The sequence below is a fragment of the Clostridium sp. genome (genome assembly GCF_036660475.1).
GTDB lineage: Bacteria > Bacillota > Clostridia > Clostridiales > Clostridiaceae > Clostridium_J.
Genome location: NZ_JAVXAO010000004.1, coordinates 271,610 through 288,109 on the forward strand (window position 1 = coordinate 271,610; position 16,500 = coordinate 288,109).

A 16,500-nucleotide genomic window follows, 5' to 3' on the forward strand; every position below is an offset into this window, starting at 1 on the left:
TATACTAATTATAGTATTTTATTAAAGGAGGGGTTTAATTATGTCTAAAGAATTAGAATTTGCAAAGGAACTCGTAGATTTTTTGTATGATAGTCCAACGGCTTTTCATGCAGTAGAAAATGTTAAGGAATACCTAACAAATAATAGTTTTCAAGAGTTAAAAGAAGAAGCTAAGTGGAATTTAGAAAAGGGTGGTAAATATTATACTACTAAAAATGGTTCTGCACTAATAGCATTTACTGTTGGTGAAGGTGAAGTTGAAGAGCATGGATTTAAAATTGTTGGAGCTCATACAGATTCTCCTACATTTAGAATAAAACCAAACTCAGAGATTATATCAGAAAATAATTATGTGAAATTAAACACAGAAGCATATGGTGGATTAATAAGAAGCACTTGGATGGATAGACCATTATCAGTTGCTGGAAGAGTTGTTTTAAAAGGGGAAAATCCATTAAATCCAATAGCTAGATTGGTTAATATTAAAAAACCAATATTAATAATACCTAATCTTGCAATACACATGAATAGAGAAGTTAATACTGGTGGAGAATTAAATCTTCAAAAGGATACACTTCCACTATTAGCAATGGTTAGTGAAGAACTTGAAAAAGGAAATGCACTAATAAATGCTGTAGCTAAGGAGTTAAATGTTTCTAAAGAAGAAATTTTAGATTTTGATTTATTCCTTTATGAGTTTGAAAAAGGTTGTATTGTTGGACTTAATGATGAGTTTATATCATCAGGAAGACTAGATGATCTTCAGATGGTTCATGCAGGGATTGTAGCAATTAAGGATGCTCCAATTACTAAGGGTGTCAACGTGATGGTATGTTTTGATAATGAGGAAGTTGGAAGCTCTACAAAGCAAGGTGCTGACTCTGATATGTTAGCAAACGTATTAGAGAGAATAATGCTTTGTTTTGGTAAGGGAAGAGAAGAGTTCTTTAGAGCGCTTGGGAAATCCTTTATAATATCAGGAGACAATGCTCATGCAGTGCATCCAAATAGCCCAGAAAAGGCTGATCCAACTAATAGACCTATAATAAATAAAGGTCCTGTTATAAAGATTAATGCTAATTGTGCATATACAACGGATTCGGATTCAGCAGCTGTTTATAAAGTTATTTGCAAAAATGCAGGAGTACCAGTACAAGAGTTTGTTAATCGTTCTGACGTAAGAGGGGGTTCAACAATAGGACCTATATCTTCTACACATTTGAACATAAGATCTGTAGATATTGGAAATCCAACCCTTGCTATGCACTCTATAAGAGAGTTTGCAGGTGTTATGGATCATACTTATGTAACTAAATCATTCCTAGAGTTCTTCAAATTATAGATTTGAAGTATTACTAAATAGTAGTCATATAGATACAAATAGTTAGAAAATATTTATATCTATATGACTTAGCAGAGGGCAGTCTGAAATTGAGCATGGTTTAAATCAGTATTTAAATATGGCTTTCTTATGAATAATATCTAAGCTGAATTTTAATAGTGAAATAGAGCATAGTTCAATATTTAAAGATTGCCCATTTTCATTTTGAATTTATGACGTAATTGTAAGGAGAGATTAAAGTAATGAGCATTAAAAGAAGGCCCAATAACACTTTGATTGGAATAATAATAACGATATCTATAATATTTATGATTGGATGGTTTATTGGAAGTTTTGTAGAGGATAAAGTGGGTGATGGTAAAATCAGTACATCATCTTTTTTTATGCAAATAAATACTAATCAGGTTATAAGGTTATAGAAGGTGCGTAGGGGAAGCTAGCTGATGTAGGTAGTATTACCTTATGCATTTTTGTTATATCAAAAAATAGCAATGGGTAATTGCAATATTTTTAATATGATGTGAAATTATGAAAGTTTTAAAATATACTTCATTGAAATATTCTTTGGATAAACAACACAAATTTGGTAATAATAAAAGCTGAGTATGTTTGAAGGGAGAGAGGTTTATGGATCAATTATTTATCTTAGTAAACTTGGTACTTATACTCAGCATAGTATTCTTCATGTTTTCAATTAAAAATAGAAATAAAAATGCCATCATTAAGTTAGAGGATATGGAATTTCTAGAGGGAAATAGGGAGAATGTAAAAGATATAATTCAAGGGGTAGCTAGAGATCATAAGGAAATTAGAAAAAGTAAGAACAAAGAAAATATAATTTCTAGTTTAGATAAGTATTATGATGACATTATATATTGTCATAATTCATTTAAATCAGATGGTAAGGATGCTTATAATAAAGCAAAAGGGGTTCAGTGGATATTAGATAATATTTATGTGGTAGAGAAAGAGTATAAAAACATAAAAAAGTGTATGCCTAAAAAATATTTAAGATCACTTCCTGTGCTGAAAAGTGGGCCATTAAAGGGATATCCAAGAATATATGCATTAGCAAGAGAACTTTTAAAACTTTATCAGGAGTCAATTTCAGAAGAAAATATAAATGGGTTTTTGTGTATCTACCAAGAGGTTACAGCATTGACAATGGGAGAATTATGGGCATTACCTCTAATGATCAAAGTAGCATACATAGAGGTGATTTGTAAAAGTTGTCTTAGCATATTAAACAAGGGAAAGGCTAAGTTCAATGGAGAAAAGTTGGCAGCCAGGATTATTATATATTATAACAATAATAATATGGATGAAGCTATGGATTTTTTAAAGGAAAATCATATTGAATTTGAAGAGTATTTTGCAGATGCATTTGTGAAGATTATAAAAGATAATGGGGTTGACCATGAAGGATTAAATTTATGGGTGCAAAGCAAGTTGTTTGAAAATGAAATTAATTTAGATAAGCTTTTTATGAATTCTCATAAAACAGATGCAATCTATTCAGCAAGTATAAGCAATAGCATTAATGGGATAAGAAATTTAGAAAATATAAATTGGAGAAGTATCTTTGAAATTAATAGTAAAGTAGAGGAAATATTAAATAATGATCCTTTGGGAATTTATAAGGGAATGGATTTTCATTCAAAAGATTATTATAGGCATACATTAGAAAGAATAGCTAAAGAAAATAATTTTTCTGAAACATTCTTAGCCAGAAAAGTGCTTCAATGTACACAGGGTGAAAAGACATATGATTTTGAAAGCCATGTGGGATATTACCTGGTTGATAGAGGTCGGGATAAGCTGAATGCCAGTTTAAATATTGATTTTAAGGGTTTTGATAAATTTAAAAATATCCTTAAGGGAAGAGCGGTAGGTATATATATTGCAACTATGATATTAGTTACATTGTTACTAGTAAGCATATTTGTGATATGGAGCTACTTTAATGATACTGATATATCAATTTTAAAATATATTTTAGCAGTAATTGTTACAATAATACCACTTAGTGAAGTTACAATATCAATATTAAACTGGAGCATTACTCATTTAAGTATACCAAATTTGCTTCCTAAAATTGATTTATCGCGAGGGATTCCAATGGAGGCTTTGACCTGTGTAGTAATCCCCGTTATAGTTGAAAACACTGACCGAGCTGAAGTGTTAATAAGTAATATAGAAAAATATTACTTAAGCAACAAAGATGAAAACCTATATTTTGCTTTGCTATGTGATTTTAAAGATAGTAATAATGAGATAGAAGAAAGTGATGTTGATATTTTAAACTTTTGTATTGATAGAATAGAACTATTGAACAAAAAATATGGTGAAATTGAAGCTAGATTTTTCTTTTTAGCTAGAAGTAGAAAATTTAATCACCAAGAAAATAGATGGATTGGATGGGAAAGAAAAAGAGGAAAGCTGGAAGAGTTTAATAGACTAATTAAGGGAGATAAGAATACAACATATAATGTATTTAGTAGTGATATAAAAACGCTTAAAGAAGTAAAATACATAATAACATTAGATGGCGACACGGTACTACCTAGGGATACAGCAAGAGTATTAGTAGGAACTATGGTTCATCCATTGAATAAAGCTTATATAAAAGAGGATTGTACAATTTGGCGTGGATATGGAATTATGCAACCTAGAATCTCAATAGATTTAGAAAGCGCTAATAAAACTTATTTTTCAAAAGTATTTTCAGGAGAAGTTGGTATTGATATGTATACCTCAGCAGTTTCAGATGTATATCAGGATTTATTTGGAGAAGGTATTTTCACAGGTAAAGCTATATACAATGTAGATATTTTTAGTAAAGTGGTAAAGGATAAAATTAAAGAAAACACTGTATTAAGTCATGATTTATTAGAAGGATCGCTAGGAAGAACGGCACTTCTTACTGATGTAGAGCTTATTGATGGATATCCATCAAACTTTATTTCAAGTTCGAAAAGACTTCACAGGTGGGTAAGAGGAGATTGGCAATTGTTGCCTTATATCTTTGAAAAAAATAATATAAATAGATTATCTAAATGGAAGATGATAGATAACTTAAGAAGAAGTCTACTTGCACCCTCTATGGGTATACTTTTAATTTCTTCACTTTCGGGAATTCTTCCGGATGGAATTAATAAGTGGTATATGGCAGCATTTATAGCTATTGTAACACCTATATTATTTGACATATCTGAAAATGCAGTTGCGCCAATGTCTAATATTAGTCTTAGTGGTAAAATTCAAAATTTTGAAATGGTACTAAGACAAGTATATTTTATTTATACCTTTCTTCCATTTAAAGCCTATTTAATGGTTGACGCTATCGTAAGAACTTTGTATAGATTAGTAATTAGTAAGAAAGATTTATTGCAATGGCAAACATCAGATGAAGTGGAGAAATCTTCAGGTAAAACTATTCTTAGCTATTGGAAATACATGTGGATGGGGCCAGTTATTTCTATAATAATTTTAACTATTTCTGCGTTTAATGGTATACAAACGCTTTATGTCATGATTCCTAGTTGTATAATTTGGATAATAAGTCCATTAATAGCTTATATTATAGGAAATCCAATAGATAATCAAGACGTTAAATTAAATCCATCAGAGATTAATGTTTTAAGGGGATTGTCAAGAAAGACATGGGCATATTTCGAAGATTTTGTATCAGAGGAAACTAATTATTTAGGTGGAGATAACTATCAAGAAGAGCCTTATAGGGGGCTTGCTATGAGAACTTCTCCAACTAACATAGGAATGACTTTAATATCTAATGTAGTTGCGGTGGATATGGGCTATATAGGTATGAAAAAAACATTAGAAAATTTAGAGAAAACCATAGCTACATTAGATAAATTAGAAACCTATAAGGGACATTTCTATAATTGGTATGATGTTACAACACTTAAACCCCTTGCCCCAAGATATGTATCTACTGTTGATAGTGGAAATTTAATCTCATACTTATATACAATAAATGAGGCATTGAAGGAATTTGTGGAGACTCCATACTATAATAATAGAATTAGTGGAATCGAAGATACTATAAATTTAGCTATGGATGAATTTAATAATGATAGAAAAAAATACATGTATTTATCTATAGTTGAAAGAATTAAGGGTGAAGTAAGCAATGTTCTGGATTTTTACAATATATTAGATAGTTTTAAAGAAATTATTAGGGAAACTATAGAAGTCATAGAAAAAGAAAAATGTGAAAGTGATATGAAAACTGTTGATGATAATTATTGGAATAAAAAGTTGTTAAATAATGTTAATGACTATATTAATGAAATAGAATTTATATTTCCATTCATATCAAAGTTGAAAGGTTTACCTAATGATTTATCAAGAGAAATGGTCGGGATAATAAGTGGAAAATCATTGAATGATTTGGTCCAAATATATGAGAATTTTAACCTTAACTTAGAGGCGTTAGATGAATCACAAGAATCTATACTGTGTACAGATATAAGAAAGTCTAAGGACAATATTAAAGTTCTATTGCAAACGGCTAATTTTATTATTATAAAATTAAATTCAATCATAGAGAGAACTGATTTTGAGTGTTTGTATAGCAATGAAAGAAATTTATTTCATATAGGTTATGATGTAGATAATGAAGCTATAAGTAACAATTATTATGATTTGTTAGCATCAGAAGCTAGAACAACTAGTTTTCTGGCCATTGCAAGAGGAACAGTACCTTTATCTCATTGGTTTAGTTTAAGCAGATCATTAATTTCGATGGATGGTAATAAGGGGTTAGTTAGTTGGAGTGGAACTATGTTCGAATACTTCATGCCAAGGTTACTTATGAAGAACTTTAGGAACTCTCTCTTAGATGAAACCTATAGAGCTGTTATAGGAGCCCAAATGAAGTATGGAAAGAAAAAATTAGTACCTTTTGGTATCTCAGAAAGTGCATATTTTAAGTTTGATATAGATTTGAATTATCAATATAAAGCTTTTGGAACACCAAAGGTAGGCCTTAAAAGAGGGTTAGAAGAAGAACTAGTAATTTCACCTTATTCTACACTTATGGCTTTAATGGAGAATATACCTAAATCTATGGAAAACATAACTAAATTAAAAAATCTTAAGATGGAAGGAAAATATGGATTTTATGAGGCTATAGATTATACCAAGAAAAGAATAAAGCATAAAGAGTTTGAAATAGTAAAATGTTATATGATTCATCACCTAGGGATGAGTTTCTTAGCACTAGATAATGTGATAAATAAAAATATTATACAGGAAAGATTTCATAGAATTCCAATAGTTAAGGCTACAGAACTTTTGCTTCAGGAAAAAACAAGCAAAAATGTAGTTTATGATAGGAAAGAAGAGTCTAAGGAAGAATGTAAAGAATTGGATATAGAATATTTAGCTAAAAAAACTATTTTAACAGGATGTTCAAAATATCCAGAATCACTTTTCCTAGGAAATAAATCATATAACCTACTAATTGAAAATGGTGGAGGAGGTTATTCAAAGGCAGATAACTTAATGGTATATAGGTGGAGAGAAGATTTGCTTCGTAGAGACCTTGGTATGTTCTTTTATATTAAAGATTTAGATGAAAATAAATATACATCATCAACCTATGAACCCTGTAAGGATAATGGTAGTAAGTATGAGGCTAATTTCTATTTGTATAAGGGGGAGTTTGTAAAACATTGGAATAATCTAGAGGTGGTTACTGAAGTTCATATAGTTCCGGAAGAAAAATGTGAAATAAGAAAAGTTATAATTAAAAATAAAAGTCAAAGAGATAAAATTATAGAGGTAACTAGCTATTGTGAGGTTGTACTACAACATTATGATGGAGATTTGGCTCATCCTGCCTTTGGAAACTTATTTGTAACTACAGAATACATTGATTCAATAAATGGAGTAATGGCTAAAAGGCGAGTTAGGAGTGAAAAGGATAAGGAACATTTTCTTATTCAGACTAGCTTCTGTGAAGGTGAAATTTTAGGGGAATCACAGTATGAAACTGCTCGTATAAATTTCATAGGTAGAAATCATTCCAAGGCAAACCCAGTTGCTTTAGAAAAAAATGAGAATCTAGGAAATTTTGTTGGAAATGTTCTTGACCCTATATTATCTATAAGAAATAAAGTGAAAATTAAACAGGGTGATACTATATCCTTAACATATGTTACAGTAACGGGAAGCTCGAGGGATGAGGTTTTAACAGTAGCTGTAAATTATCAAGATAGTATTCGAGTAAAGGAAAGTCTTGAAAAAGAAGCTTTAAGAACAGAGGAGTATTTAAGCGCAAAGGGAATAAAGCCAGCTCAAGTTAATATATATGAGAAAGTTGCAAGTAGCTTAATATTTTTAAATAATAGTTATACCAAAAGGGAAGGTAAAATTAAAAATATAATAAGGTGCCAGAAAAATTTATGGGCATATGGTATTTCGGGGGATTTACCAATATTCTTAATAACTATAGAAGATGAAAAATACAGTGATATCCTAAGACAGGTGATAGATTGTCATAGTTATTTAAGTGATAAGGGTGTTGATTTCGATATAGTTGTATTAAATAAAGAGGAAGTAAGCTATGAAAAACCTACAGATAATGCTATAAGAGAAATTATATTAAATAGTGATTTAAATTATAGAGAAAATATGTCTGGAGGAATATTTGTACTAAATGCTTTAAATCTGACATTAGAGGATATTAACTTGCTTAAAGCTATAGCTTCCATTGAGGTAGATGGTAAATGTGGTTCCTTATGGGAACAAATAGATAAGGTTATGGATAACAAATATTTTAATGAGAATTGCACCAAGGTAGATGTAGATAATAAATCAACAAAATATGGTAAGAATAAAGCATCTAAGCTAAAGGAGAATATACCAACTTTGAAGAATAATGAGCTGGTTAAATCACTGGAGTTCTTTAATAGTTATGGAGGATTTAACGAAAATGGAGAGTATACTATAGTATTAAATAATAGTGAGACAACACCGACGCCATGGATAAATGTTATATCAAATGGTAACTTTGGATTTAATATTAGTGAATCGGGTAGTAGCTATACTTGGTACAAAAATAGTAGAGAATTTAAAATAACACCTTGGAACAATGATTATGTTGAAGACACCTTAAATGAAGCTTTATACCTTCAAGATGAAGGAAATAAGAGTGTTTGGTCAATAACTCCAAAGCCTATAAGGGGTATGGGTGAATATTTAATAACCCACGGATTTGGATACTCTAAGTTTACACATGAGAGTAATGGTATTTTGGGTCAGGTTACTATGTTTGTGCCACAGGAGAATAATGTGAAAATACTTAAGATTAAGCTTAAAAATCTTAAAGAAAAATCCAGAAAACTAAGTGCTACATATCTTGCTAGGTTATGTTTAGGGTCTTCAAGGGAACATACTCATAAAAAGATATATACAGAGATAAATAAAGAATTAAAATATATCTATGGTAGAAATTCTTATAGTTGTGAGTTTTCATCTAATTATGCTTATCTAAAAATATTTGGCGGAGAAAATGAGAGCTTTAGTGGAGATGGCAGTGAATTCCTTGAATGTGAGAAAAGAATAGGAAACTTACAGACAATAAATAAATTATCCAATATATATGGTGAAGGGTTAGAGCCAATTCTTAGTGAACAAGTGAGTTTTAATATAGGTCCACTTGAAGAAAAAGAAATATTTATAACCTTAGGAGTAGAGGAAAGTATTGGAGAAGTAGAAAAGATTCTAAGTAAGCTTAATCATATAGAGGCAGTAGAAGAGGAATTGAAAAATGTAAAAGCTTATTGGAGTAATCTTTTAGGAACAGTGAAAGTAACTACAGAAGATAAGAGTTTGGATTTAATGGTTAACGGTTGGCTTCCGTATGAAACTATAAGTTGTAGATTATTTTCAAGAACTGCATTTTATCAATGTGGTGGAGCTTACGGGTTTAGGGATCAACTTCAAGACTCAATTCCAATGATTTATTTAAAGCCAGAGATAACGAGGAATCAAATTCTTTACAGTGCCTCAAGACAGTTTGAAGAAGGTGATGTTCAGCATTGGTGGCATCCTGTAGTTGATAGTGGAATAAGAACTAGATTTAGTGATGATTTGTTATGGTTACCTTATGTGACATCTATTTATGTTAAAGCAACAGGAGATTATGGTATTTTGGATGAATTAGTTGGATATCTTAAGGATGAACCATTAAAAGAAGGAGAAGATGAACGATATAATGTATCTCCAAAATCAGACCTAAAGGAATCGCTATATAATCACTGTATAAGAGCTATTGATAAAGGGCTTAACTTTGGTCCACACAATATACCTTTAATGGGGAGTGGTGATTGGAATGATGGTATGAGCACTGTAGGTAATAAGGGAACTGGTGAAAGTGTGTGGCTTGGTTGGTTTATATATGCTATATTAAAGGACTTTAAGGATCTATGTGCTCATAGAAATGATAAAGTATACGAAAATAAATCCATTAGCAGGATGAAATTCTTAAGGGATAATCTGGAGGAAAATGCTTGGGATGGAAGATGGTATAGGAGGGCATATTTTGATGATGGAACACCTCTTGGATCTGATGAGAATGAAGAGTGCAAAATAGATGCACTTTCACAATGTTGGTCAGTTATATCAGAGGCAGGGGACGCAGATAGAATAAATGTAGCCATGGATAATTTAGAAAAATATCTAGTTAAGGAAGAAGAGAAAATGGTTCTTTTATTGACACCACCTTTTGACAAATCATCCTTAGAACCTGGATATATAAAGGGATATATACCGGGGGTTAGAGAAAATGGTGGTCAATATACCCATGGTGTTACCTGGGTAGCATTAGCACTTGCAAAGATGGGAAGAGGGGATGAAGCTTACAAGGTATTCTCTATGCTAAATCCTATAAACCACGGATTAACAAAGGAAGATCAGGATGTATTTATGACTGAACCTTATGTTATGGCAGCTGACGTATACTCCGTTGAGCCTCATGTTGGTAGAGGTGGATGGAGTTGGTATACAGGTAGTTCAGGATGGATGTACACTATAGCAGTTAAATATATATTAGGACTTCAGCTCATAGAGGGAAAAGGATTTACAATTAAACCTTGTGTACCTATAACCTTCAATAAGTACACAATAGATTATAAATTCAAAAATGCCATGTACCATATAACTGTAACTAGAGGACGAGAGTATGGTGTGATTTTAGATGGTGAAGCTATAAAAGGTGATGTTATTCCAATAATGGGTGAAGGCCACCATGAAGTTGAAGTTACATTTAAATAATGAACTATTTTAAATTAAGGCATCTTGAAGCAAATAACAAGTCAAAGATACTGACTTATTCATTTTTTAAAGATGACCAAAGTTAATACTATGAAATCTTAAGGGGCTATCTCAAATTAAACTGAGATAGCCCCTTAACTTATTAGGTAAGAGATTCTATATAATCTTACTATATTTATAAAAAAGTTGAATTAATTAAAAATAAAATATAATTTATCTATAACCTGTTGATCAAAAGCTTTTTTACCTGTACTTAGTTCAAATGAAAGGTTGAATTTTAAAATAAATTCTAATGGTTTTCCGGTACATTCCTTGAGTACATCTATACCTAAATAATTTTCAATATCACTTGCCATTTTATAACCTAAGGGATGTACAATTTGATTACCCATAATAAAATCGTATATTTTAATAGTGTCATCATTATTTATTAATCTGTCTTTTAATTTTCTGTTTAGTATATTTATATATTCCGTTGAATTATTTAAAACTTCGTTTAATATTCCTTTTTCCATCCATCCAAAATCTTCGTATAGGTGACATAGTCCATGAAAACTACACATATCCGCAGTACCCTCATTTTCTAATGTGCATATAGCTCTTATAACATCTTTATATTCAGGTTTTGACTCAGTGGAAATATCAATAGAATCCTTTAAATAATGGTGCATTTCATGAGCAAGCAAACTATTTAATTGAGGCTCACTTAAGCGGGTTGCAAAAGCAACATCCATAAATATATCATTTTCGTAGACACTAGCATTATACATGAATATATAATAGTTCATATTTATATTAATATCATGATTTATTGTAGGTAGATATTCAAAGGTTTTTTCTAAGTACTCATTTTTATCTATGATTTCAATAATTCTATTAGTATAATCATCTAATTTATCTATATTTTTAATAGCCCAAATAATAGGAGATATCATATTAATCTTTACTACATCATTTCCAGTATAACACTCAGATTTCAAATTTAAGTTATATGCTTCATAAAATAGATCAATCCATTGTTTTTTTTCAGTAAGACCTACATTTTTTCCAATTGATATTACTAGCTTTTCATGGGATTCACTATTGAAAAGTTCTTCTATATCTGTTCTTCCAATGATTGAATTTGATTTAAATATGTTTATGAAATCATCTATACCTTTTTTGTTTTGATTAACAGTTATATTCATTTAAATATCCTCGCTTTCTATTTTTCACAATGGATTTAATTGTTTAATTCACTAAAAATTCTTTCTATCCCAATCAAAATCCCGACTAATAGGCCAACTACTATTCCGAAGATTAAGGCAATTCCCATAAAACTATAATAAAATCCTGCTAAAAAAATACCTAATATACTAAATATCACTATGCAACAAAATGCTATAGCATAGTTGGTTGTCCTATTATTTTTTGGTACCCTTCTATGTTTTCTATAGAAATAGCTCTAACTGGTGAGCCATCAGCATCTGGGGTTTTAAGTGGCATAACACTTAAAATAAAATATTCGCTGCTAATAGAATCTAGATTTGTTAGATTCTCAATAATTATAATGTTCTTTGGCATTAATGTTTTATGGACTGCAAAGGTGGTGGATTTCATATCATCAATTGAAATTGCATCAATTCCAATTCCTTTTAAATTAAATTGAGTTAACCATTTTGCAGCATCTTCAGTTAAAGCAGGAAAGTCTTCGAAATATCTTTCAGTACCCCAGTATTTGTTCCAACCTGTTTTTATTATGATAAACTCAACAGCTTTAATTTTCTCCTCATACCAAATTAGGCTATCAACATCAATATGTTTCAAATCGGAATTTGAAAAATCTAGAATAGTAGCATTACCAATAAAATGTTCTATACTTAAATTATCTAAATAAGGTCCATTATTTAACATATGGGCAGGTGCATCTATATGAGTACCTGTGTGGGAGTACATTGTAATTTTTGTTTCTTGGAATCCATCCTTTTCTACGGTGTTTGCTTTTTCTAAAATTGGTTGCTCAGTTCCAGGGAAAACTGGCATATCTGAATAAATTATATGTGTTAAATCAGTAATTTTCATAATGATTACTCCTCTAATAATATATTTAATATATAAAATTTAACATGAAGCTAGTTATACAATTATATCCAAAATAATAAAAAAATGCAAATAAATGAGTGGGCTGATATAAGCAAATCAAAATAAGGGGAGGAGAGCATAGCAACAATTTATACCCAATATACTAAATTTTAACACAAAGCACCTATACTAATATATAATGGTATATATAGAAAAATTTATAAATTAATATTATGGGAGGAATTATAAGTGAAAGGTAAAAAGCTTGCATTTTCAATATTTATAGTTTTAGGATTTTCATTAATGTTATGGGCTGTCATGCCATTTATTATTACGTCAAAGAATTTAATTACAAAGAATTTTGCTGATTGTGCTTATATAAAATTAAATGTATGTGATTCTGAGTCAATAGGTAATGTAAAATATATTCAGAATACAAACAAGGAGGATATTGGTAAATTAATCAATGCAATTGATGATTTGTCCTATAAAAGAATAAGTAAGACTGAAAAAGCTAATAAATATATGCTTAGTTTTACTGGAACCTACGAGGAAAAAGAAGAAGTTACAATTACAAAAAATATATTTATAATAAATTTTTATGAAGATAACATTATTGGACTTCAAAAAACAGATGGATCTAAATCTATTTTTTATAAAATATTAGATAAGGATTTTGATATTAAAAAACTTATAGAGAGTTTACCAGCAACGGAAACTTTTTAATAAAGGATAAATGATTAGGGAGTGATAAAAATGATAATGCCAACACATATTGTTACAGCTGCAGGTGTAGTTGAAAATCACAAAGGAGAGATTTTACTTGTTAAGGCTCATCATGGAGGTTGGGTTTTTCCTGGCGGTCAGGTTGAGGTTGGAGAGAATCTTATTGATGCAGCTACTAGGGAAATAAAAGAGGAAAGCGGAATCAATGTGGATGTAAAAAAATTATTTGCAATTTCATCAAACACAGCAACACATAAGGGATATAATGGAGTTGAGAAAGTTCCTACAAAGGTAATGATGGATTTTATTTGTACTTTTATTGATGGTACGCTGTGCATTTCAGATGAGAATTCAGAATCATGCTGGGTAAAGAAAGATAAAGTCCTCGATATGATTACATCACCAGCCATTCGTCAACGATTTCAAGCATATTTAGATTACGATGGTAATGTGCAATATTTAGAATATGTTGCAAAGCCAGATTTTAATTTAAAAATCAATAGAAAGATATAAAATTTCATGAAAATATTGGAGTACATTAAATTTAGCGTTGGGTATGGAGAAAGATATGGATATAACATTTGAAAATGCTACATATAAGGATATAGACAAAATATTTGAGTTAAATAAAAATCTTATAGAAAAGTATGAAACAAACCCTAGTTTAGATTTTAAAAGGATCTTAGCTTGGGTGAGGGATAAAATAGAAAATAATATAAATAGCTATCAATGTATATATTTTAAAGGAATTAAAGTAGGTTATTACTACTTGCATAATGAAGATGAAAATCTTGAACTTGATGATTTTTATATCTTTGATGAATTTCAAGGTAGAGGTATAGGAACGAAGATCTTGAGTTATGTTAAATCCGTTGCAGAACAAGAAAATAAGGAAGTATTCTTATATGTATTTGCAAAGAATCAAGGGGCTATTAATTTATATTTAAGAAATGGCTATAAAGTCATAGAAAATATACGAGATACTCGATATGTAATGAGTACAAGCTTTAAGAATTTAGCGTAAATAATTCAAAACAGACAAAACATAACCAAAGAAATTATTTCTTTGGTTATGTTTTTGTTAATTAATTTGGAGTGTTTTTATTTATTGATGCTAAGGGTTGCTCTCCAAAGTTTAGGAGATCCGAATCCCCGTTGTAAGTGTAATCAAACTCTGCATTTGAAATATTATTTACCACGATTGGATCTACTACATGATTAGGTAGTAACGTATAGTCCTCTAGAGAAAATGCTTTAACAGGCTCTACACTTGCTTCTAAATAATCTCTTTCATTAGGTCCATAGGGTTTTGATTCCTGTGGTTTCTTTTTTTCATTCATAAAAATACCTCCTTAAGCTTAAAGGGATGGATTTTTTATTAAATAACTTTTTCAATATAATTAATATAATAATAGATATATAATAAATCTAGTTTGTGCTAAAGGAAGAAATTAATACTGGAAATTCATGGGCTGAGTCAAGGAACAAAAATAATATATTGACATATTATATTTTAAGAATTATAATAATTCTAATATAATTATAATTTAATCGTTGAGGCGAAGTGAGTAGTATTAAAAACAGATTCAAAGAGAGTGGTAGATGGTGAGATTACCATAATAATGTTTAATATGAATGGGTCGCTGAGATGCTAGATGAACAGTTTTAAGTAGTTTAGCACGTATGCTCACGTTATAGAGCTAGGATATGTTTGTATCTGAAGAAGATGAGATTTTTATCTCAAGATAGGTGGTACCGCGTATTTTATGCCCTATGGAATTTTTTCCATAGGGCTTTTTTGACTATACGCATAAATTTAATGTTTGGTAGGTGAAATTTACTTCTTCGAAAAAAGTTAGAAGAAGTTTTATTATAGAAAGGAGAATTGTTATGGAAGATAAAAAGAAAGTTATATTTAGTGGAATTAAGCCTTCAGGAGATTTAACATTAGGTAACTATTTAGGAGCTATAAAGAATTGGGTGAATTTGCAGGAGGAGTATGAATGTTATTTTTGCATTGTAGATTTACATGCAATTACTGTAAGACAAGTTCCAGCAGAACTTAGGAAAAGAACTTTAGAGGTTCTTGCTACCTATATTGCAGCTGGAATAGATCCAGAAAAAAACACCTTATTTATTCAGTCACACGTACCTGCACATGCAGAAGCGTCTTGGCTTTTAACTTGCAATAGCTACATGGGTGAGCTAAGCAGAATGACTCAGTACAAGGATAAGTCAAAAAATAGTGGGGAGAGCATAGGAGCTGGACTATTTAACTATCCAGTGCTTATGGCAGCAGATATATTAATCTATCAAACAAATGTAGTGCCAGTTGGAGTAGATCAGGTACAACACTTAGAACTTGCAAGGGATATAGGTGAGAGATTCAATAACTCATACAGTCCAACCTTTGAAATTCCAGAAGCATATGTAGGAAAAACAGGATCTAAGATAATGGATTTACAAAATCCTTTGAAGAAGATGTCTAAATCAGATAAGTCAGAAGAAAATCCTAATGGATATATTTTAATATTAGATCCACCAGAAGTAATTAGAAGAAAAGTTGCAAGGGCAGTTACGGACAGTATTGGTGAGGTTAAATATTCTGATGAACAACCAGGAGTTAAAAACTTAATGACAATTTTAGGTGCAATTTCTGGTATGTCTATGGAGGAGATAGAAGAGAAGTATAAAGGACTAGGTTATGCACAGTTTAAGCTAGATGTAGCTGAAGCAATTGTTAAAGAATTAGAGCCAGTTCAAAATAATGTTAAAGAACTTTTATCAGATAAGAAGAAGTTAGAAGAAATTTATACAGCAGGAGCAAAAAAAGCTAATTATATTGCAACAAAAACTTTAAGAAAAATGCAGAAGAAAATAGGATTAGTTCAACAATAAAAATTTATAATTAGAACTAAGTTTGAATACTGATTCTTGAAGGAAATTTAAATTTAATTGAATTTGCACTAAATCAAAATAAAAATACCTAATATAAACCTTCATAGTTTATATTAGGTATTTTAGATTTAAAGTATATTTAAAGAAATAAGTAGTAACTATACTTATGT

General features: G+C 30.2%; 10 protein-coding genes and 1 other annotated feature. Of the genes, 7 read left to right on the forward strand and 3 right to left on the reverse strand.

The annotated features are described in order from the left end of the window. Positions 1–40 precede the first annotated feature (40 nt). The 3 genes from RSA29_RS08195 (at position 41) to RSA29_RS08205 (ending at position 10,645) form a co-directional block, all read left to right on the forward strand. The gene (locus RSA29_RS08195; RefSeq protein WP_346933644.1) at positions 41–1,342 is read left to right on the forward strand and encodes a M18 family aminopeptidase; all 1,302 of its coding nucleotides are present in this window, start codon (positions 41–43) and stop codon (positions 1,340–1,342) included. A 242-nt stretch (positions 1,343–1,584) separates the two neighbouring features. Next, positions 1,585–1,761, forward strand: a complete 177-nt coding sequence (locus RSA29_RS08200) for a hypothetical protein (protein WP_346933645.1) — start codon at positions 1,585–1,587, stop codon at positions 1,759–1,761. A 208-nt stretch (positions 1,762–1,969) separates the two neighbouring features. Continuing rightward, positions 1,970–10,645, forward strand: coding sequence for a glucoamylase family protein (locus RSA29_RS08205; RefSeq protein ID WP_346943671.1), 8,676 nt, complete (start codon positions 1,970–1,972; stop codon positions 10,643–10,645). 191 nt (positions 10,646–10,836) lie between these two features. Here RSA29_RS08205 and RSA29_RS08210 read toward each other — a convergent pair whose 3' ends face one another. Next, positions 10,837–11,832 carry a DUF5700 domain-containing putative Zn-dependent protease gene (locus tag RSA29_RS08210; protein ID WP_346943672.1) on the reverse strand — a complete coding sequence of 332 codons (996 nt, stop codon included), beginning with the start codon at positions 11,830–11,832 and terminating at the stop codon, positions 10,837–10,839. A 193-nt stretch (positions 11,833–12,025) separates the two neighbouring features. Beyond that, on the reverse strand, positions 12,026–12,706 hold the full coding sequence (locus RSA29_RS08215; protein ID WP_346943673.1) for a cyclase family protein: 681 nt from the start codon (positions 12,704–12,706) through the stop codon (positions 12,026–12,028). 249 nt (positions 12,707–12,955) lie between these two features. Between RSA29_RS08215 and RSA29_RS08220 the strand changes: the two genes are divergently transcribed. The 3 genes from RSA29_RS08220 to RSA29_RS08230 are packed head-to-tail and all read left to right on the forward strand — an operon-like array spanning position 12,956 to position 14,456. Then, on the forward strand, positions 12,956–13,432 hold the full coding sequence (locus RSA29_RS08220; RefSeq protein ID WP_346943674.1) for a hypothetical protein: 477 nt from the start codon (positions 12,956–12,958) through the stop codon (positions 13,430–13,432). 30 nt (positions 13,433–13,462) lie between these two features. Next, complete coding sequence (locus RSA29_RS08225; protein ID WP_346933649.1) at positions 13,463–13,945, forward strand: NUDIX hydrolase; 483 nt, start codon at positions 13,463–13,465, stop codon at positions 13,943–13,945. 43 nt (positions 13,946–13,988) lie between these two features. Beyond that, on the forward strand, positions 13,989–14,456 hold the full coding sequence (locus tag RSA29_RS08230) for a GNAT family N-acetyltransferase (protein ID WP_346944398.1): 468 nt from the start codon (positions 13,989–13,991) through the stop codon (positions 14,454–14,456). A 61-nt stretch (positions 14,457–14,517) separates the two neighbouring features. Here the strand turns inward: RSA29_RS08230 and RSA29_RS08235 are convergent, their stop codons facing one another. Continuing rightward, positions 14,518–14,772: a hypothetical protein gene (locus RSA29_RS08235; protein WP_346943676.1), complete on the reverse strand. Its 255-nt coding sequence runs from the start codon at positions 14,770–14,772 to the stop codon at positions 14,518–14,520. A 205-nt stretch (positions 14,773–14,977) separates the two neighbouring features. After that, positions 14,978–15,209: a binding site (T-box leader), on the forward strand. Positions 15,210–15,322: 113 nt separating this feature from the next. Between RSA29_RS08235 and trpS the strand changes: the two genes are divergently transcribed. Beyond that, positions 15,323–16,330, forward strand: a complete 1,008-nt coding sequence (gene trpS / locus RSA29_RS08240) for a tryptophan--tRNA ligase (RefSeq protein ID WP_346943677.1) — start codon at positions 15,323–15,325, stop codon at positions 16,328–16,330. The last annotated feature ends 170 nt before the right edge of the window (positions 16,331–16,500 follow it).

What these genes read in the sequence shown, in the direction of transcription:
- RSA29_RS08235 (WP_346943676.1), bottom strand. Translation starts at nt 14,772, where the DNA reads ATGAATGAAAAAAAGAAACCACAGGAATCAAAACCCTATGGACCTAAT.
- RSA29_RS08225 (WP_346933649.1), top strand. Translation starts at nt 13,463, where the DNA reads ATGATAATGCCAACACATATTGTTACAGCTGCAGGTGTAGTTGAAAAT.
- RSA29_RS08230 (WP_346944398.1), top strand. Translation starts at nt 13,989, where the DNA reads ATGGAGAAAGATATGGATATAACATTTGAAAATGCTACATATAAGGAT.
- RSA29_RS08205 (WP_346943671.1), top strand. Translation starts at nt 1,970, where the DNA reads ATGGATCAATTATTTATCTTAGTAAACTTGGTACTTATACTCAGCATA.
- RSA29_RS08200 (WP_346933645.1), top strand. Translation starts at nt 1,585, where the DNA reads ATGAGCATTAAAAGAAGGCCCAATAACACTTTGATTGGAATAATAATA.
- trpS (WP_346943677.1), top strand. Translation starts at nt 15,323, where the DNA reads ATGGAAGATAAAAAGAAAGTTATATTTAGTGGAATTAAGCCTTCAGGA.
- RSA29_RS08195 (WP_346933644.1), top strand. Translation starts at nt 41, where the DNA reads ATGTCTAAAGAATTAGAATTTGCAAAGGAACTCGTAGATTTTTTGTAT.
- RSA29_RS08210 (WP_346943672.1), bottom strand. Translation starts at nt 11,832, where the DNA reads ATGAATATAACTGTTAATCAAAACAAAAAAGGTATAGATGATTTCATA.
- RSA29_RS08215 (WP_346943673.1), bottom strand. Translation starts at nt 12,706, where the DNA reads ATGAAAATTACTGATTTAACACATATAATTTATTCAGATATGCCAGTT.